Raw genomic sequence first — 17,486 nt, 5'->3', positions numbered from 1 at the left:
CGGGCACAGGCCACCGGCGGTGACACGGGCGCGGGGCAGGCGGTGTGGGCGATGGCGTGGGTGACGGGCCGGTGAGCCGGGCGGCCGGGGCGAAGCTGATCTGGGCCGGGGCGGGCGTGGTATCGCTGGCCGGGGTGCTGCTGATCGGGTTCGGGATCAACGGCATGCTCGGCGACGGCGAGCCCGAGTCCGCGCCCGTGGCGGCCGCCGGGCCCCAGGCGCTCAAGGCCACCAGCCTGCCGTCGCTGGACGTGCCGCTCGACAAGGTCGCCAAGCCGATGAAGGCCGCGCGGCCCACGGCCGTCTACATCCCCTCGATCGGCGTGTCGGCGCCGCTGATGGAGCTCGGGCTCGACGCCGCCGGGGCGATCCAGAACCCGCCCTTCGACCCGCCGAACCTCGCCGGCTGGTACCGCTACGGCGCCGTCCCCGGCGGGCGCGGCGCCGCCGTGATCACCGGTCACCTCGACACGAAGAACGGCCCGGCCGTGTTCGCGAGCCTCAAGAACGTCAAACGCGGCGAACAGGTGCAGGTGCTGCGAGCCGACCGGTCCGTGGCCGTGTTCGTGGTGGACCGGGTCGAGCACACGCCGAAGAAGGGCTTCCCCGCCAAGAAGGTGTACGGGAAGATCAACTACCCGGGGCTGCGGCTGGTGACCTGCGGGGGGACCTTTGACCGGCAGGCGCACAGCTATCGCGACAACACCATCGTGTTCGCCCACCTGGCGGCGCCGTACTATCCGAAAAGCTAGGGGCTATCCGAAAAGCTAGGGATCGCGGGGGAGGCCGAGGGCGCGTTCGGCGATGATGTTCAGCTGGACCTCGGCGGTGCCGCCGCCGATGGTGAACGCCCTGGTGGTCAGGATCGTCCGTGACCAGCGGGCGTTCGACGGGTCGAGCGACCAGCAGAACTCGGAGATGGCCTGCGCGTGGCGCATGACGAGGAGTTTGCGCACGCTGGGAGCCGTTCCCGGGTCGGCGCCCGAGAGCTGGGAGAGCGTCACGCGCAGGCCGAGCGCCGAGATGGCCTGGCCCTCCGCCCAGAGGCGGCCCGCCTGTTCGCGCTGGGACTGCCGGAGGCCGGGCAGCTCGCCGACGAGTTCGATCATGTCGGTGTGCTGGGAGCCGGGGCCCCAGGAGTCGCCGAGCGCGACCCGTTCGTGCGACAGCGTGTCGCGGGCCACCCGCCAGCCGCCGTCGACCTCGCCGACCACCAGGTCATCGGGTACGAAGACGTCATCCAGGAACACCTCGTTGAAGACCTCCTCACCGTTGATCTCCTTGAGCGGCCTGACGGTGATCCCCGGTGTCGACATGTCCACCAGGAAGTAAGTGATGCCCTCATGCTTGGATTTTTCGGGAGATGTCCGCGCCAGACATATCCCGAAATGTGCGTACTGGGCGAGGGAGGTCCAGATTTTCTGGCCGGTCAGGGACCAGCCGCCCTCCACCCGCGTCGCCTTCGTCGAGAGGCCCGCCAGGTCGGAGCCCGCGCCCGGCTCGCTGAAGAGCTGGCACCACACGATCTCGCCGGCGAACGTTCTGGGCAGGAAGCGTTCCGCCTGCTCGGGGGTGCCGTACTTGATGACGGACGGCACGGCCCACGCCGCGATGCCGAGGTTCGGGCGGTTGAGGTCGCGGAACTCCTGATGGATGATCACCTGCTCCAGCGGTGATGCCGCCCGTCCCCACGGCTTCGGGAGGAAGGGCATGATCCACCCCTCCCGGGCGAACCTCCCCAGTCTGGCTCCCCGCTCCATCGCCCGCAGGGACGCCGCCTCGGCCCGGATCACGTCCCGTACGTTCGCCGCCTCCTCGGGCAGATCGGGTTCCAGGCGCCGCCGCACCCCCGCCACGGCCAGCCCGGCCACCTTCTCCGCCCACATGCCCGGATCGTCGGCCAGCATCCTGTCGGACAGGGCCCTGCGGTAGTAGCGATGGGCGTCGTGCTCGTAGGTGTAACCGATGCCGCCGAGAACCTGGATCGCGTCGGCCGCGCACCGTACGGCCGCGTCGGGCCCCAGCACCGCCGCCACCCCGACCGCCAGGCGCGCCTCATCGTCGACCATCCACGATCCCGTAAGGTCTGCGGCCGGCGGGTTCCTGACGCCGGTGCGATTGCCGGCACCTGAGGAGGGGATCGTCTCGTCCAGGGCCCTGGCCGCGTCCCATACGGCCGCGCGTGCCTGCTCCAGCGCCACCAGCGCCGCCGCCACCCGATGCTTGACCCCCTGGAACTGCCCGATCGGCCGCCCGAACTGCTCCCGCACCTTGGCGTACTCGGCGGCCGTCGCCACGGCCCACGCCCCCACCCCGCACGAGTCCGCGCCCAGCAGCACGGCCGCCACCTCACGTACCGGTACGGCACCGAGCGGCCGCCCCCGCGTCTCGGCGAACCCCACGATCGAGCACCCGGCCCGGTCGAGATCCACGCCCTCGAACGGCTCGGCGGTGACGTCCGCCCGCTCGAACAACGACCACTCCCCGTCCCCGACGGGCAGCAGGAAGACCTCGGCCTCGGCGGACCCCAGCGCGAGCAGCGTGTCGCCGCCGGCCGTACTGTGCAGAGCGACCGCCGCGGTGAGCGACCCGTCGGCGAGAGCGGTGAGCAGGTCCGTCGACCCCGAGGACCGCGCGAGCACCGCGGAGGCGAGCACGGTCGGCAGGTAGGCGCCGGACACCCGCCGCTCGCCGAGCACCTCCAGCGCCACGGCCAACTCCAGCAGCCCGTAGCCCTGCCCGCCGTACTCCTCGGGCAGGTGCAGCCCGAGCACGCCCTGCTCGGCCAGCGCGCGATGGCTCATGTCCCGCCCGGCCTGCCCGCGTACGGAGGCGGCCAGCGCCCGGTGCTCCTCGGTCAGCCCGATCCCCATGCGACCGAATCTAGAACCCTATTCGGTAGATCTCCAGAGATCAGCGGGAACGTCGCTGATCTCAGACCGGGTAGTTTCCGGCTTCGAGGTCTTCGAGCAGGCTTGGGTGGGTGGGCCGCCAGGTGAACTTCTCGCGGGTGATCGCGCTGGCGGCCGGTTGGTCGGCGGCGAAGACGTTGCCGAGGAAGCCGAAGTTCTCCCTCGGCACGGCCTCAGTGGGCAGGCCGAGCCGGCGGCCGATGACCTCGGCGATGGCGCGCATGCTGTCGCCTTCGCTGCCGACCGCGTGCGCCACCGTGCCGGGAGCGGCCTCTTCCAGGAGCAGGCGGATGAGCCGGGCGGTGTCCAGGCGGTGCACCGCCGGCCAGCGCTGGGTGCCGTCACCGACATAGCCGGAGACCCCGGTGCGCCGGGCGGTCTCGATGAGTATCGAAGCGAACCCGTAAGGCCCGCCCCGGGCGTGTACCGATCGCGGCAGACGGACGACCACGGAGCGGACGTCTTCAGTGGCCAGATCGAGGACCGCCTGGGCGTTGCGTCCGCGACCGCCCACAGGTCCCTCGGTCGGCGCCGGGTCTTCCTCGGTCGAGGGGCGGCCGGGGACGGCGGGGGTGCCGGACGCGATGACGAGCGGCTTGCCGGTCCCCTTGATTGCGGCGCCGAAGGTCTCGACCGCGAGGGACTCCTCGGCGACGCACCTCCCGAAGTCGGTGAAGTCGTTGCCGAAGGCGAGGTGGATCACCCCGTCAGCCTCGGTGGCGCCGGCGCGCAGGCTGCCGGGATCGTTGAGGTCGCCGCGGAGGGCAGTGGCCCCCGCGGCGGTGACGGCCCGCGCTGAGGCGTCGGAGCGGGCCAGGGCGAGAACCTCGTGGCCGGCGCCGATGAGCTCGGGGACGACCGCGGAGCCGATCCCGCCGCTGGCACCGGTGATGAAGACACGCATGGGAGACTCCCCAAAGTGATGAGACCTTTGTCCCATCACCGTAGCAGAGTGATGGGACAAAGGTCTCATTGATATGATGGCGCAATGCCCCGATGGGAACCCGACGCCCGCGAGCGGCTTGTCGCCGCCGCGCTGCACCTCTTCTCCGAACGGGGATACGACGAGACGACCGTCACCGAGATCGCCGAGCGCGCCGGGCTCACCAAGAGCACCTTCTTCCGCCACTTCCCGGACAAGAGGGAAGTGCTCGCCGCCGGTCAGGAGACGCTGTCGCGGCTCCTGACCGAAGGCATCGCCGCGGCACCCGAGGGCGCCACCCCCCTGACCGCGGTTGCCGCCGGGCTCGAGCGGGCGGCCGGGGCGATGACGCCGTTCAACCGCGAGCTCGCGCCCCGAGTCCGTGCCATCATCGCGACCAGCGCCGAGCTCCAGGAGCGTGATCAGCTCAAGCAGGTCGGCATGGCCGCGGCCATGGCGGACGCGTTGCGCGCCCGCGGCCTGCCGGACCCGGCGGCCACCCTGGCGGCCGAGCTGGGCATGCTCGCCTTCAAAGAGGCATTCGCCACATGGGTCACGACGGACAACCAGCAGGAGCTGGGCGAACTAGCCCGAACGAGTTTGGACCGGCTGCACGGCGCGCTCACCGAGCTCGGCTGACCATCCGCCGCTCCGGCCTGCTCACGTGCGCGGCGGCCTGATGGAGGCTAGGACAGGGCGCCCGGGACCGGATGTTCGGCGCCGGACCCCCTGCTGCGGACCGCCGGGAACGCGAGCACCAGGACGGCCGACAGGGCGAGAGCGGCGGCCTGAAGGGTGAGCTGCACCCCGTAGTCGATGTCCCGCGTGGGGAACAACTGGCTCAGGTAGACCGCGTTGTGCACCCCCACCGACATCCACAACGCCCCCGTCCGCTCCCGAGCCGCCCCGCACAGCAGCCCGAGCGCGATGGCCATCACGACATAGAGCAGCTTCTCCGTGATCCCAGAGGCGGGGCTCTGCGACAGGATGTGGATCGAGCCGAAGGACAGTGTGGTGACCGCCAGGACGGCGCGTGGGCTGAGCCGGTCGGACAGCGTGTCGTACAGATGGCCGCGGAACAGCAGCTCCTCCGGGAACGAGGCTTTCAGCGCGATCACGATGACGACGAGCGGGATCATCAGGGGTGGGAAGTCCGCGGGCGGCAGCCACGTCGCCGCGCCCACCCAGACGGAGACGGCGTTGGCCCCGAGCAGGGCGGCCAGGCCCACCACCATGCCGAGCACCGCCTGGGGCAGGGCCCACCAGGTCAAGCTGATCCGGAGGCCGGACCAAGGGCGATGGCTCACGAAGCGCCGGTAGGCGTAGACGAGCAGGAGCACCAGCACCGTGATCAACGGCGCCACCGCCTGGGAGCCGCCGGGCAGGACGTTGCCGATCGCCATGACTCCGAACGTGGCCGCGAACAGCATCGCGATCGTGACCAGCACAGCACTGAGGATTCGCATGATCGGCACGCTAGGGCCGACCCGTTGGGGCGCACATCGAGCGCAGGGTAGATCCGGACATGACCGAAGTACCGTGTCGCTGGGGGGATGCCCCGAAGACCGGCATCCGCGTAGGGTCCGCAGCTGTGATGTTTCGCGACCCGGACCGGCCTGTGCTGCTCTCTGTGGTGTTCTGGGTGGTATTCGCGACGGTCCTGGCCGGTGGCGCCGGCGCCGCCGGTTCCTGGCCGCGTTTCGGGCTCTTCGCCGGTGTGATGGCGCTGGTGGCGGCGCTCTGGCTGATCATGCCGTGGAGCCCGGCAGCCGGCTCGGTGCGTAAGCTGGCCGCCCCGGTGCTGATGGTGACGGTCCTGCTCATCGGCCAGGTGCTGAGCGGATGGCACATCGCGCTGGTGTTCGTCGCGATCGTGAACCTCGCCTTCGTGTACGGCATGCGCACCGCGATCGTGATCACGGCGATCTACTTGCTCTCCGTGGGCGCGTTCATCCTGTTGTTGTCGGACGGGAGCTGGCGCCAAGCGCTCGACGAGTTCGTACCGATGACGCTGCTCGCCGTCTTCTCCCTGGTCATGACGTCCGCCCTACTGGAAGCGGGCAGACAGCGCGCGGCGGCGCAGCGCCTGATCGAGCGGATCAGGGAGCTGGCGGTGGCCGAGGAACGCGCCCGGATGGCCAGGGACATGCACGACTCGATCGGGCACCAGCTCACCGTGATCAAGGTGAACCTGGAGAACGCCGAGCGCTACCGCGAACGGCATCCCGAGCTGATCTGGGAGGAAGTGCGCCAGGCCAAGGAGATGACCGTCCGGGCACTGGCCGAGGCGCGGCGGTGGGTGCGCGCGCTGCGTCCCCTCGCGCTGGACGGCCAGCTCGGCAGCACCGCGCTCGGCCGGCTGGCCCGCTCCTTCGAGGGCGCCGGGGTCGAGGTCAGCTTCACCGTCGACGGGATCGAACGCCGCATCGACCCCGACTCCGAGCTGGTCCTCTACCGCGTACTCCAGGAGGGGTTCACCAACGCGCTGCGGCACGCCGAGGCCCGCCAGGTGCGCGCCCGCCTGGATTTCGGCGAGGATCGGGTGGTGCTGGTGATCGGTGATGACGGCAAGGGCGCGGTGGACACGGCCGGGTTCGGCCTGTCCTCGCTGGCCGAGCGGGTGCGGGCCATCGGCGGCAGCTTCCGGGCGGCCAACGCGCGGGACGGCGGGTTCGAGCTGCGGGCCGAGGTGCCGGTGGCCCGGCCATGATCCGGGTGCTGCTCGTGGACGACCAGGAACTCATGCGCCGCGGACTGCGCAAGCTGCTGGAGATCGAGGACGGGATCGAGGTGGTGGGCGAGGCCGCCGACGGCTGGGAGGCGCTGGCCGCCGTGCCGCGCAGCACGCCCGACGTGGTGCTCGTCGACGCCAGGATGCCGCGGATGGACGGGGTCGAGCTGACCGCCCGGCTCGCCGCCGAGCACCCGCGCATCGCCGCGCTGGTGCTCAGCACCTTCGAGGAGGACGCGTACATCTTCGGCGCGCTGCGCGCCGGAGCCCGTGGCTACCTGCTGAAGGATTGCACTCCCGAGGAGCTGATCGCCGGGATCCGCAAGGCGTACGAGGGCGAGACCGTGCTCGACGGGCCGGTGGCCACCCGGCTCGTGGCCGAGCTGCGCGGGTGGCCGCGCGGCCCGGTGAGCCCGTTTCGTGGTCAGGAACTGCTGTCGGGCCGGGAACTGGAGGTGGCCAGGATGATCGCGGTGGGCGCGACGAACCGGGAGATAGCCGCCCGGCTGTTCATCACCGAGGGCACGGTGAAGAACCACGTGTCGAGCATGCTGCGCAAACTCGGCCTACGCGACCGCACCCAACTCGCCCTGCACCTGTCCGGCTCGTGAACGGCTGACTCAGGAGTCGCCGAACTCCAGCTCCAGCGCCCGGGTGAAGTCGGCCACCGCCTCCTCGTGCCGCTCCATCTCCTGCAGGACCTCCCCGCGCACCCGGTACGCCCAGGTGTAGTCCTCGTCCAGCTCGATCGCCCGGTCCAGGTCCCGCACCGCCGCCTCGTTGTCGCCCATCTCGCTGAGGACCGCGCCACGGCTGCCCAGCGCGCGGTCGTTGTCCGGGTCGAGCTCGATGGCCCGGTTCAGGTCGGACAGGGCTTCGTCGTAGCGGTCGATCATGCGTAGCGCCTCGCCGCGCCTGCTGAACGCCCGTACGTACTCGGGCTCCACCTCCAGCGCCCGGGTGTAGTCGTCGATGGCCTCGGAGTACAGGTGCATGCGCTGGTAGAGGTCGCCTCTGGCCAGCCACGAGTACGCGAGCTGCTCGTTCAGGGCGATGATCTTCGCGTGCTCCTCCAGCGCCTCGTCCAGGCGGTCGAGATCGGCAAGAGCGTCCGCCTTGGCCTCCAGGATCCACAGCGACTCGGGCGAGAGGGTCAGCGCGTGCTCGAAGTCGTCCATGGCCTCCTCCAGACGGCCGAGCGCGGCGTACGTCTGGCCGCGCGAGCCCAGGGCGTACCCGCTGTCCGGCTCCAGCTTCAGTGCCTCGTCGAAGTCGGACAGCGCGGCCTCGTAGCGTTCGATGATGCGATGGCTCTCACCCCGCAGCCGCCAGGCTCGGGCATTGTCCGGTACGAGCGCGATCGACTCCGTAAGATCGGCGATGGCGGCGTCGTGTCTTGACAGCGCGATGTACGACTCGGCCCGGCTGCGCAGCACCGAGGCGCGAGACTGTGCGGCAGCCTCGGAAAGCTCCGGCTTTTCGTTGATCCCCTCGCTCATGAGGGGAATCTATCCAACTAAATCTGGATGATGGCCGCCTTTTCCCGGGTGTACGCGAGGACCGAGTCGTGCCCGTACCCGCTGTCCTTCACGCCGCCGAAAGGCAGCCCCGGCGGCATCTGCCGGAAGGTGTTCACCCACACCGTCCCGCTCCGCAGATCGCGGATGAACCTGTGGGCGCGGCCCAGGTCACGCGTCCACAGACCGGCCGCCAGCCCGTACGGCGAGTCGTTGGCGATCGCCAGCGCCTCCTCGTCCGTGTCGAACGGGATCGCCACCGCCACGGGCCCGAAGATCTCCTCCTGGCAGATGCGCAAGGCGTTGTCGCCGGTCGTGTAGAGGGTGGGCGCGACCCAGTAGCCGCCGGGCAGATGCGGCACCACCTCGGCCCCCGCACGGCCGCCGAACACCAGCTCGGCGCCCTCCTTCTCGGCCACCTCCAGGTACGACACGACGCGTTCGTACTGACCGGCCGACACGATCGGCCCCATCGTGGTCGCCAGGTCGAGCGGTTCGTCCAGGACGAGGCTCTCCGCGATCTGCTGGGTACGGCCCAGCACCTCATCCCAGATGGACCGATGGATCAGGATCCGCGAACCGGCCACACAGACCTGTCCGGCGTTGCCGGTGAAAATGGAGTTCACGGTGATGCCCTGGGCCGCCGCCTCCAGATCAGCATCAGGAAAGACGATATTTGGCGATTTGCCGCCCAGCTCGAAGGTCATCGGCTTGAGCGAGTCGGCGGAGGCGCGGGTGATGGCCTGACCGGTGGCGGTCGAACCGGTGAGGCTGATCTTGCCGACGCCCCGATGCCGTACCAGAGCGTCACCCACGTCCTCACCCATGCCGCTGACGATGTTCAGCACCCCCGGCGGGAACACCTCCGCGAGCAGTTCGCCCAGCCGCAACACCGACACGCTCGCCTGCTCGGCGGGCTTGACGATGACCGTGTTGCCGGCCGCGAGGGCGAATGCCGCCTTCGCGGAGAAGGTCGAGATGGGGGAGTTCCAGGGGATGATGCACACGGCCACGCCGTACGGCTCGCGACGCGTCATGCCCAGGGCGTCGGGCCCCAGGATGACGGTGTCCCCCTTGACCGCGTCGAGGCACTGGCCCGCGGCGAGCTGCCACAGGTAGGTCATGCCCGGAAGGTCCTTCTTCAGGGTGTCGCGCAGGATCCTGCCGTTGTCGCGCGTCTCCAGCCGGGCCAGCTCCTCGGCATGCTGGGCGAACAGCTCGGACACCTTGCGCAGGAAGTGCGCCCTGCCCAGCGCCGGCATGGCCGACCAGCGGGGGAACGCCTCCTGAGCCGCCGCCACGGCCGCCTCGGCGTCCTTGGGGCCGCTGGCCGGGATGGTGGTCCATACCTCGCCGGTGGCCGGATTGACGGAGTTCATGGTCTTACCGTCGGCGGCCGGGACGAGCTTGCCGCCGATGAGATTGCGATAGTCAGCCACGGGGCCAAGCATATGCTTGCTTGCCTCGTACGGGCTAGATCTCCCATGATCATCAGGGGCCGGCCGGAGCTGCGGCAGGGCCCGCAGCTCCGGGACTTCCGGCGGTCCCACCCGGCGAACGGAGGGCCGGGTGGTCGGTACGGCAGGAGCGGTCACGGTCCCGCGTAGGCGGCGATCCTCTCGCGATCCTCCTGGGTGAGCGGCACCATCAGATCCGCGTGCTCGCGTGCCATGCTCGCCAGAAGTGGCTGCATGTTCTGGACGGACACGGTGATGTCGACGAACGACACACCCGCGCTCACGTCGACACCGGCCGGAAGTGGAACCGTCATGCTCGTCACTCCGCCGTTCGCCGACGGTGGCGGCTCGATGTTGGACAACCGGCCTTCGGTGCGACCCGCTCCCCTGATGGTGAACAGGTAGATGCCCGTCAGGACCAGACCGCCGACGACGCTGACCATGGCCAACCGCTCCGACCCGCTCACCCTCATGCGGATGAAGGGGCCGATCTTGAATTCCGCGTTCGCGGGCTGGTTCGAAGCCGACGCTTGGATCGTGTTGTTTTTCTCGCCATTGCCGATCCCCGCCGAGTTGTTACCCGTACGTGGGGTGACGACGAACTCGTCCACGTCCGCCAGCGAGTACGCATTGAACGCGCCTGAAATGGGGAACCTATTATTCCCGGTGATCGTATAATTCTCTCCCTCAGGTTCGCCGCTCTTGGCGGCCGGGAAGTAGATCCCCACCTCATCGTCCGATTGATTTACCGCCCAGATATGGTTGAATTCATCCAGCCAGAAAATCACCTGACCTATCTTCGGGTTGATGCCGCTGCCTGTCGGACCGATATGAGTCAGCGTCCCCGTGCTTCCCTGAAGAGCTCCCGCGATCTTGCCGATGGTCGTCCCCACGGAGAGAGCAGCATCCAGCCAGCCCATTATGGACTCCTTTTGTGTGATTTTTCCGACCGCACCGGGCAGGGTTCGGCCAGTCCATGCGCTGAAAGTATCAGCGCCGTCCAGATTGCCTGGAAATCGCGTGGGCTTCATTCTGCACAAATCAGCAAGATCTTCCTTTCGCTGATCGACGGTCGCCATGGCGATGTTTTGACCGATGGCGAGGCTTGCCGGCGTTCATCCCATTCATGAATGTCCCGCCAGGCAAGGGTTGATGGCCGAGGCGAGGCGGCCGGAAGTCCGGCAGACGCCTTCTGTCCTCAGGCCTGTCGCCGAGGCCCGCCCGTCGCGCCCTCCAAACGCTGTGATTGACTCTCTGTCATCAATCAACTCCACATTGTGAGGAGAGGCCATGCTTCTGGATCCCAAACTCGCCGGCATCCACGTCGCGCTCAACGCCGATGGGCGCCTGGAGGTGGTCGCCCGAGGCATCGACAGCACCTTGCAGCACGTCTGGCAGACCACCCCCAACGGCAACTGGAGCGATTGGGACAGCCTCGGCGGTGTGGTCATCGCCGCCCCGACCGTCTTCCGCGACGCCGAAGACTGCCTGGAGGTGCTCGCCCCAGGCATCGACAACCGCATCCACCACATCCAGCAGACGGCCCCTGGCGTATGGGGCGAGTGGAACGACCTCGGTGGCGAGTCCTTCGGCGGCGAAGTCGCGATGTTCCAGGACGCCGGCGGAGGGCTGGTCGCCTTCATGCGCGAGATCAACAACACCCTTCAATGCGCCTGGCAGACCACCCCCGGCGGCGAATGGACCGGGTGGAAGGACCTCGGCGGCAAACTACGCAGCAACCCGGCGGTGTTCCAGAACGCCGACGGACGGCTGGAGGTGTTCGTGCGGTGGGACGGCAACGCCGTATGGCACATCGGGCAGAGCAGCGTCAACAACGGCTGGGGCGCATGGGAGAGCCTCGGCGGCAGCGTGGACACCGATCCGGCGGTGTTCCGGGACGCCGAAGATTGCCTGGAGGTGTTCACGCACCGCTCCGACAACACCCTGTGGCACATCAGGCAGACCAGCGCCAACGGCCCCTGGGGCGAATGGGAGAGCCTCGGCGGGAAGGTCTACGGCGTTCCGGCGATCTTCCGGGACCGTGACGACCACCTCGTCGTCCTCGCCCGAGGATCCGAGGACTCCGCGATCTACGCGATCGCCCAGACCGAGGACGGCTGGGGCCCGTGGAGCTCCCTCGGCGGCGAGGCGGCCGGCGATCCGGTTCTGGCCCGCAACGCCGACGGCCGTCTGGAGGCCTTCTACCTCGGCTACGACTCCGCTGTGTGGCACAAGTGGCAGGTAGACGGCACCTGGAAACCCGACTGGGTATCTCTGGGAGGCGACATAGCCGACTTCTGACCCCAGCTGAGACCCCGGCCCGCGTACCGCGGTCGCAGTAGCGCGGGCCGGTACCACCGGATGAGGGAATGCGCCCAGCTCACACCTAACGTGTAGGGGTGCGTCCGCTGACCTGGCTGAGACAGGAACTCCGTTCCCGACCCTACGTGGCGGACACGATCCTGGCCGTGTTCCTGTACGCGGCCATGCTGCTGACGCCGGTCGCGCCCCAACCGCCGGGGGCGATGTGGCGCGGCCAGGTGCAGCCCCTCACCACGTACAGCATCGCGCTGGCGGCGGTCGTCTGCGGGGCGCTGGCCTTCCGGCGGCGGTGGCCGCGCGCCGTTCTCGCGGTCACGGTCGCCGGGTTCGTGGCCCAACTCATGGTCGGCGGCGGGCGCAGCCCCTTGGACCTGGGGCTGGGGATCGCGGTGTACACCGTGGCCGCGCGCCACCCGCGCCGGGACGCGTGGATTTACGGTGGGCTCGTCGCGTTGGTGGTCACCGTGGCCAAGGTCGTGTTCAACGGTGACACGTGGCTGGCGCCCGAGGTGCTGGCACAGGTCGCCCCCATCGGCATGGCCACCGCCATCGGGGACGCGCTGCGCAGCCGCCGGGCTTATGTGGCCGCCATCGAGGAGCGGGCGCGCAGGGCCGAGGAGACGCGCGAGGAGGAGGCCGAACGCCGGGTGATGGAGGAACGCCTGCACATCGCCCGCGAGCTGCACGACGTCCTCGCCCACCACATCGCGCTGATCAACGTGCAGGCGCAGGTCGCCGCGCACCTGCTGGCGACCGAACCCGAGCAGGCCCGTACGGCGCTGGGCCATGTCCGGCACGCGGGCAAGGAGGCGCTGGACGAGCTGCGGACCACCGTGGGGCTGCTGCGCCGTCCGGGCAGCCGCGACGAACTGCTGACCGAACCCGCCCCCGGGCTGGATCGGCTGCCCGACCTGGTCGACTCGTTCACCGGCGCCGGGCTGAAGCTGGGCTGGCTGATCTACGGCGAACCGAGGCCGCTGCCCGCTCCCGTGGGCCTCGCCGCGTTCCGGATCGTCCAGGAGGCGCTGACGAACGTGAGCAAGCACGCGCCACGGGCGACCGCGACCGTGCGGATCGACTACACCTCCGACGCGGTGGTCGTCGACGTGGCCGACGACGGTGAGAGCGATCCGGGTGGAATCTCCTCCGGGACCGGTCACGGGCTGATCGGCATGCGGGAGCGGGCCCGGTCGGTCGGCGGGACGTTCGTCGCCGGACCCGTGGAAGACGGTGGGTTCCGGGTACGCGCCGTGCTCCCCACCTCCAGGAAGAACAGCCCATGACGATCAAAGTGGTACTGGCCGACGACCAGGCGCTGGTCCGCGCCGGTTTCCGGGTGCTGGTCGACTCGGCGCCCGACCTGGAGGTGGTCGGCGAGGCCGCCAACGGTCATGACGCCGTACGGCTGGCGCGGGAGACCATGGCCGACGTGGTGCTGATGGACGTCCGCATGCCCGGAATGGACGGTCTCGCCGCGACGAGTGAGATCACCTCCGACAAGGCCATGGCCGGGGTCCGGGTGCTGGTCCTGACCACGTTCGAGATCGACGAGTACGTCTTCGCCGCGCTGCGGGCGGGCGCCAGCGGGTTCCTCGGCAAGAGCGTGGAGGCCGGCGAGTTGCAGGAGGCCATCCGGGTGGTGGCCAGGGGCGAGGCGCTGCTGTCGCCGTCGGCGACCAGAGGACTGATCACCCGGTTCCTGGCCAGCCCCGGCGCCTCGGCCGAGCACGTGCCGGACGACCTGGCCGTGCTGACCGAGCGCGAAAGGGAGGTGATGATCCTGGTGGCCTGCGGGCGTACCAACGATGAGATCGCCGACCTGCTGGGGATCAGCCGGATGACCGCCAAGACGCACGTCAACCGGGCGATGATCAAGCTGAAGGCGCACGACCGCGCCCAACTGGTGATCATCGCCTACGAGACCGGTCTGATCCGCCCCCAGGCCCGCTGACCCGTCCTCAGGCTCGCTGACCGGCCGGGAACCGCGGGCGCGGTAGCCCGCCCCCCGCGTCTACCGCGATCGCCGCAGATCAAGACCCTCCTCCAGGGGGACGTTCTCCCGGGACGAGGCCACGAGTCTTGAGTAGGGACCACGACGATGCCGTGCTGCTCGCCCGTGGTGAGGCGTCGCCTCCGGCTCTCCCGTTCCTGCGCGATGTGCGGTCTGACACCCAGCTGAAGAGAAGTGGAAAGATGTCGTTTCTGGCTAGATTGAGCCTCGCGAATCGAGGGCTCATCGCGCTCATCACGATCGTGGTGGTCGCGTTCGGCGCCTACATCACCCCGGCGTTGCAACAGCAGCTCTTGCCCTCACTGTCGTTTCCGCAAGTGTCGGTCGTGGCGACGTACGCCGGTGCCGCGCCGCAGATCGTCGAGGACCGGGTCACGGTACCGCTGGAAGAGGGGGTACGCGGGGTGGCCGGCGTCACCGGCGTGACCTCGACCTCGCGGGAGGCCAGCGCGACGATCCAGGTGGCCTTCGACTTCGGCACCGACATCGACGACGCGCAGAGCAAGATCCAGCAGGTGGTCGGCGGGTTGTCCAGCCGGCTGCCCGACGGGGTGGATCCGCAGGTGGTCGTGGGCAGCACCGACGACCTGCCGGTCATCCAGCTCGCCGCCGCCTCCGACGGCTCCCAGCAGCGGCTCGCCGAGCGCCTGGACACCCAGGTGGTGCCGACGCTCACCGGCATCGAGGGGGTGAAGGAGGCCTCGGTCACCGGTACCCGGGATCAGGTCATCACCATCACCCCCGACACCGATGAGCTGAAGGAACACGGGCTGGACACCGCCGCGATCTCCACCGCCATCCAGAACGCGGGCCAGCCGATTCCGGCCGGCACCCTCACCAAGTCGGACACCACCCTGAGCGTCCAGGTCGGCGCCCGGTACGCCTCGATCGAGGACCTCAAGGACCTCTACCTGACCCCCGCCGCCCAGGCGTCCCCCACCCAGGCGTCCCCGGCCCAGCCCACGGCTCAGGGTCAGCGTCCGGGCGCGCCGCAGGCCAAGAAGACCCCCGCGAAGCCGAAGCCGGTACGACTGGGCGACGTGGCCACCGTGAAGCTCGGGCTGGCCGAAGCGGCCACGCTCACCCGCACCGACGGCAAGCCCAGCCTGGGCGTCTCGATCACCATGAAGCCCGACGGCAACGCGGTGTCGATCTCGGAGGACGTACGCGCCAAACTGCCCGCCCTGGCCACCGCGCTCGGCACGGACGCCGCGCTCACCATCGTCTTCGACCAGGCGCCGCAGGTGGAGAAGTCGATCGAGAGCCTGACCACCGAGGGCCTGCTGGGCCTGGCCATGGCCGTGCTGGTCATCCTGGTCTTCCTGGTCTCGCTACGCTCCACGCTGGTGACCGTGGTCTCCATCCCGCTGTCGGTGCTGATCGCGTTGATCGGGCTGTGGGTCAAGGACTACTCCCTGAACATGCTCACCCTAGGCGCCCTCACCATCGCCATCGGCCGCGTCGTCGACGACTCGATCGTGGTCCTGGAGAACATCAAACGCCACCTGTCCTACGGCGAGCGCAAACGCCAGGCGATCGAGAACGGCGTGCGTGAGGTCGCGGGCGCCGTCACCGCCTCCACCCTCACCACCGTCGCGGTGTTCCTGCCGATCGCCTTCGTCGGCGGTTTCGTCGGCGAGTTGTTCGGCCCGTTCTCCATCACCGTCACCGTGGCCCTGATCGCCTCCCTGCTGGTGTCGCTGACCGTCGTACCGGTGCTGAGCTACTGGTTCCTCAAGCCGCCCAAGAACGGCGACCGCGACAAGGCTGAGGAGAAGGAACGCCGCAGCCTGCTCCAGCGCGCCTACGTCCCGGTGATCCGCTTCGCCACCCGGCACCGGCTCACCACGGTCGCCGGCGCCCTGGCGATCCTCATCGGCACCCTCGCCCTGGTCCCCAGCCTGCAGACCAGCTTCATCGACAACGCGGGCCAGAACACGGTCAGCGTCACCCAGAACCTGCCCGCCGGCATGTCCCTGGCCTCGGCCGACGCGAAGGCCAAAGAGGTCGAGAAGATCCTGACCGGCCTCGATGACATCCAGTCGTACCAGGTCACCGTAGGGGGCGCGAGCGGCGTCGGCTTCGGCGGCGGGCGTCCCGGCGGCGGTGGCGGCGGAGGTACGGCCCGCGCCAGCTACTCGCTCACCCTGCACGAGGGCAGCGACACCGCGGCCGTGGAGAACACCCTGCGCGATCGGCTGAGCAAGCTGACCGACGCGGGCCAGATCAGCATCGGCGAGAGCGGCGGCTTCGGCGGCGACAAGCTCGAGGTCCTGGTCCACGCCAGTGAGCAGGACACGTTGGACGACGCGGCGCGAGTCGTCCAGCAGACCATGGCGGCGATGCCCGGCGTCACCGAGACGACCAGCACCCTGGCCGACACCGCGCCCCGCGTCGACGTCACCGTCGATCGCAAGAAGGCCGCCAAGCACGACCTGTCCGAGGCCGTCATCGGCCAGGCGGTGTCCCAGGCGTTCCGCGACAGCACCGTGACCCAGCTCACCTTCGACGGCACCACCGCCGACGTCGTCGTACACACCGGCGACGCCCCTGTCTCCCTCGCCGAGCTGCGCAAACTTGATCTGCCCGGAAAGGTGGAACTCTCCGACGTCGCCGAGGTCAAGCAGGTCAACGGCCCCGTATCGGTCACCCGCATCGACGGGGATCGCACCGTCACCGTCTCCGGCAAGAGCACCGGCGCCAACCTCGGCGCCATCAGCGCGGACCTGGAGACCCGGCTCGCCAAGCTGACCCTGCCCGCCGGCGCCACCTACTCCATCGGCGGCGCCAGCGCCGACCAGGACGAAGCCTTCGGCAGCCTCGCCCTGGCCCTGGTGGCGGCCATCGCGCTGGTGTTCTTCGTCATGGTCGCCACCTTCCGCAGCCTCATCCAGCCGCTGCTGCTCCTGGTATCGATCCCGTTCGCCGCCACCGGCGCGATCGGCCTGCTGCTCATCACCGACACGTCCCTCGGCCTGGCCGCCATGATCGGCCTGCTGATGCTCGTCGGCATCGTCGTCACCAACGCCATCGTGCTCCTCGACCTGATCAACCAGTACCGCCGCCAGGGCATGCCGCTGTACGAGGCGGTCGTCGAAGGCGGCCGCAACCGGCTGCGCCCCATCCTGATGACCGCACTGGCCACGATCTTCGCCCTGCTGCCGATGGCCCTGGGCATCACCGGTGGCGGCGGATTCATCTCCAAACCCCTCGCCATCGTCGTCATCGGCGGCCTGATCAGCTCCACACTGCTCACCCTCGTCCTGGTCCCGACCCTCTACACCATGGTCGAAAGCCGCAAGGAGAAAATCCGCACCCGCCGCGCCGGCCGCCCCGACACCCCACCCCTGGCCGAAACCCCCAAGGAACCGGCCCACTCCAGCTAACCCCGACCCATAACGCAGCCACCCCGACGCCCCCGTGCCCCTGAGCCCCGAAAGACAGGCCAGGGGCACGGGGGTACGGCCGCGGCCGACACGCAGACAGCCCAGCGCCGCAGGCAGGCACTGAGCAACCGGGCAGGGCCGCACTGGGTCGCGCCGCACTGGGTCGCGCCGCACTGGGTCGCGCCGCACCCCGCCGCCCCGCACCCCGCCGCCCCGCACCCCGCCGCA

14 protein-coding genes are annotated in these 17,486 nt (G+C 69.6%); 8 read left to right on the top strand and 6 right to left on the bottom strand.

What is annotated here, in order from left to right:
- The first annotated feature begins 44 nt into the window (after window positions 1-44).
- Window positions 45-752, top strand: a complete 708-nt coding sequence (locus tag AB0B91_RS02995; RefSeq protein ID WP_358314358.1) for a class F sortase — start codon at window positions 45-47, stop codon at window positions 750-752.
- 15 nt (window positions 753-767) lie between these two features.
- Here the strand turns inward: AB0B91_RS02995 and AB0B91_RS02990 are convergent, their stop codons facing one another.
- A complete protein-coding gene (locus AB0B91_RS02990) occupies window positions 768-2,873 on the bottom strand; it encodes an acyl-CoA dehydrogenase (protein ID WP_358314355.1) in 2,106 nt (701 codons plus the stop codon).
- Window positions 2,874-2,934: 61 nt separating this feature from the next.
- Window positions 2,935-3,816, bottom strand: a complete 882-nt coding sequence (locus AB0B91_RS02985; protein WP_358314353.1) for an SDR family oxidoreductase — start codon at window positions 3,814-3,816, stop codon at window positions 2,935-2,937.
- Window positions 3,817-3,900: 84 nt separating this feature from the next.
- On the opposite strand from AB0B91_RS02985, the gene AB0B91_RS02980 reads away from it, so the two are divergent.
- A complete protein-coding gene (locus AB0B91_RS02980; protein ID WP_358314350.1) occupies window positions 3,901-4,473 on the top strand; it encodes a TetR/AcrR family transcriptional regulator in 573 nt (190 codons plus the stop codon).
- A gap of 47 nt (window positions 4,474-4,520) precedes the next feature.
- Here the strand turns inward: AB0B91_RS02980 and AB0B91_RS02975 are convergent, their stop codons facing one another.
- Window positions 4,521-5,300, bottom strand: a complete 780-nt coding sequence (locus tag AB0B91_RS02975) for a type II CAAX endopeptidase family protein (RefSeq protein WP_358314347.1) — start codon at window positions 5,298-5,300, stop codon at window positions 4,521-4,523.
- A 128-nt stretch (window positions 5,301-5,428) separates the two neighbouring features.
- Here AB0B91_RS02975 and AB0B91_RS02970 point away from each other — a divergent pair, with 128 nt between their 5' ends.
- Window positions 5,429-6,544 (top strand): sensor histidine kinase, encoded by a 1,116-nt coding sequence (locus AB0B91_RS02970; RefSeq protein ID WP_358315676.1) that lies wholly within the window; start codon window positions 5,429-5,431, stop codon window positions 6,542-6,544.
- Complete coding sequence (locus AB0B91_RS02965) at window positions 6,541-7,176, top strand: response regulator transcription factor (RefSeq protein ID WP_358314345.1); 636 nt, start codon at window positions 6,541-6,543, stop codon at window positions 7,174-7,176. Before AB0B91_RS02970 ends, AB0B91_RS02965 begins: the two co-directional genes overlap by 4 nt.
- 9 nt (window positions 7,177-7,185) lie before the next feature.
- Here the strand turns inward: AB0B91_RS02965 and AB0B91_RS02960 are convergent, their stop codons facing one another.
- The 3 genes from AB0B91_RS02960 to AB0B91_RS02950 form a co-directional block, all read right to left on the bottom strand.
- The gene (locus tag AB0B91_RS02960; protein WP_358314342.1) at window positions 7,186-8,064 is read right to left on the bottom strand and encodes a tetratricopeptide repeat protein; all 879 of its coding nucleotides are present in this window, start codon (window positions 8,062-8,064) and stop codon (window positions 7,186-7,188) included.
- Between the two features lie 17 nt (window positions 8,065-8,081).
- On the bottom strand, window positions 8,082-9,521 hold the full coding sequence (locus AB0B91_RS02955; RefSeq protein ID WP_358314339.1) for an aldehyde dehydrogenase family protein: 1,440 nt from the start codon (window positions 9,519-9,521) through the stop codon (window positions 8,082-8,084).
- A 152-nt stretch (window positions 9,522-9,673) separates the two neighbouring features.
- Window positions 9,674-10,618: a hypothetical protein gene (locus AB0B91_RS02950; protein ID WP_358314336.1), complete on the bottom strand. Its 945-nt coding sequence runs from the start codon at window positions 10,616-10,618 to the stop codon at window positions 9,674-9,676.
- Between the two features lie 211 nt (window positions 10,619-10,829).
- Between AB0B91_RS02950 and AB0B91_RS02945 the strand changes: the two genes are divergently transcribed.
- The 4 genes from AB0B91_RS02945 to AB0B91_RS02930 all read left to right on the top strand — a co-directional run bounded on the left by AB0B91_RS02945 (window position 10,830) and on the right by AB0B91_RS02930 (window position 17,258).
- Window positions 10,830-11,840, top strand: a complete 1,011-nt coding sequence (locus tag AB0B91_RS02945; protein ID WP_358314334.1) for a hypothetical protein — start codon at window positions 10,830-10,832, stop codon at window positions 11,838-11,840.
- A gap of 98 nt (window positions 11,841-11,938) precedes the next feature.
- A complete protein-coding gene (locus tag AB0B91_RS02940; RefSeq protein WP_358314331.1) occupies window positions 11,939-13,144 on the top strand; it encodes a histidine kinase in 1,206 nt (401 codons plus the stop codon).
- Window positions 13,141-13,812, top strand: coding sequence for a response regulator transcription factor (locus AB0B91_RS02935; protein WP_358314329.1), 672 nt, complete (start codon window positions 13,141-13,143; stop codon window positions 13,810-13,812). The genes AB0B91_RS02940 and AB0B91_RS02935 overlap by 4 nt, the downstream gene beginning before the upstream one ends.
- A 242-nt stretch (window positions 13,813-14,054) precedes the next feature.
- Window positions 14,055-17,258: an efflux RND transporter permease subunit gene (locus AB0B91_RS02930; RefSeq protein WP_358314326.1), complete on the top strand. Its 3,204-nt coding sequence runs from the start codon at window positions 14,055-14,057 to the stop codon at window positions 17,256-17,258.
- Window positions 17,259-17,486: the final 228 nt, after the last annotated feature.

Source organism: Nonomuraea sp. NPDC049141 (assembly GCF_040648415.1).
GTDB lineage: Bacteria > Actinomycetota > Actinomycetes > Streptosporangiales > Streptosporangiaceae > Nonomuraea.
The sequence above is the reverse complement of the archived record's forward strand: the minus strand, read 5'-3'. Positions and strand labels throughout refer to the sequence as shown.

Excerpts from the sequence above, each read along its gene's own strand:
- AB0B91_RS02970 (WP_358315676.1), top strand. The coding sequence starts at position 5,429 with ATGTTTCGCGACCCGGACCGGCCTGTGCTGCTCTCTGTGGTGTTCTGG.
- AB0B91_RS02990 (WP_358314355.1), bottom strand. The coding sequence starts at position 2,873 with ATGGGGATCGGGCTGACCGAGGAGCACCGGGCGCTGGCCGCCTCCGTA.
- AB0B91_RS02935 (WP_358314329.1), top strand. The coding sequence starts at position 13,141 with ATGACGATCAAAGTGGTACTGGCCGACGACCAGGCGCTGGTCCGCGCC.
- AB0B91_RS02980 (WP_358314350.1), top strand. The coding sequence starts at position 3,901 with ATGCCCCGATGGGAACCCGACGCCCGCGAGCGGCTTGTCGCCGCCGCG.
- AB0B91_RS02965 (WP_358314345.1), top strand. The coding sequence starts at position 6,541 with ATGATCCGGGTGCTGCTCGTGGACGACCAGGAACTCATGCGCCGCGGA.
- AB0B91_RS02985 (WP_358314353.1), bottom strand. The coding sequence starts at position 3,816 with ATGCGTGTCTTCATCACCGGTGCCAGCGGCGGGATCGGCTCCGCGGTC.
- AB0B91_RS02950 (WP_358314336.1), bottom strand. The coding sequence starts at position 10,618 with ATGGCGACCGTCGATCAGCGAAAGGAAGATCTTGCTGATTTGTGCAGA.
- AB0B91_RS02960 (WP_358314342.1), bottom strand. The coding sequence starts at position 8,064 with ATGAGCGAGGGGATCAACGAAAAGCCGGAGCTTTCCGAGGCTGCCGCA.
- AB0B91_RS02945 (WP_358314334.1), top strand. The coding sequence starts at position 10,830 with ATGCTTCTGGATCCCAAACTCGCCGGCATCCACGTCGCGCTCAACGCC.
- AB0B91_RS02975 (WP_358314347.1), bottom strand. The coding sequence starts at position 5,300 with ATGCGAATCCTCAGTGCTGTGCTGGTCACGATCGCGATGCTGTTCGCG.
- AB0B91_RS02930 (WP_358314326.1), top strand. The coding sequence starts at position 14,055 with ATGTCGTTTCTGGCTAGATTGAGCCTCGCGAATCGAGGGCTCATCGCG.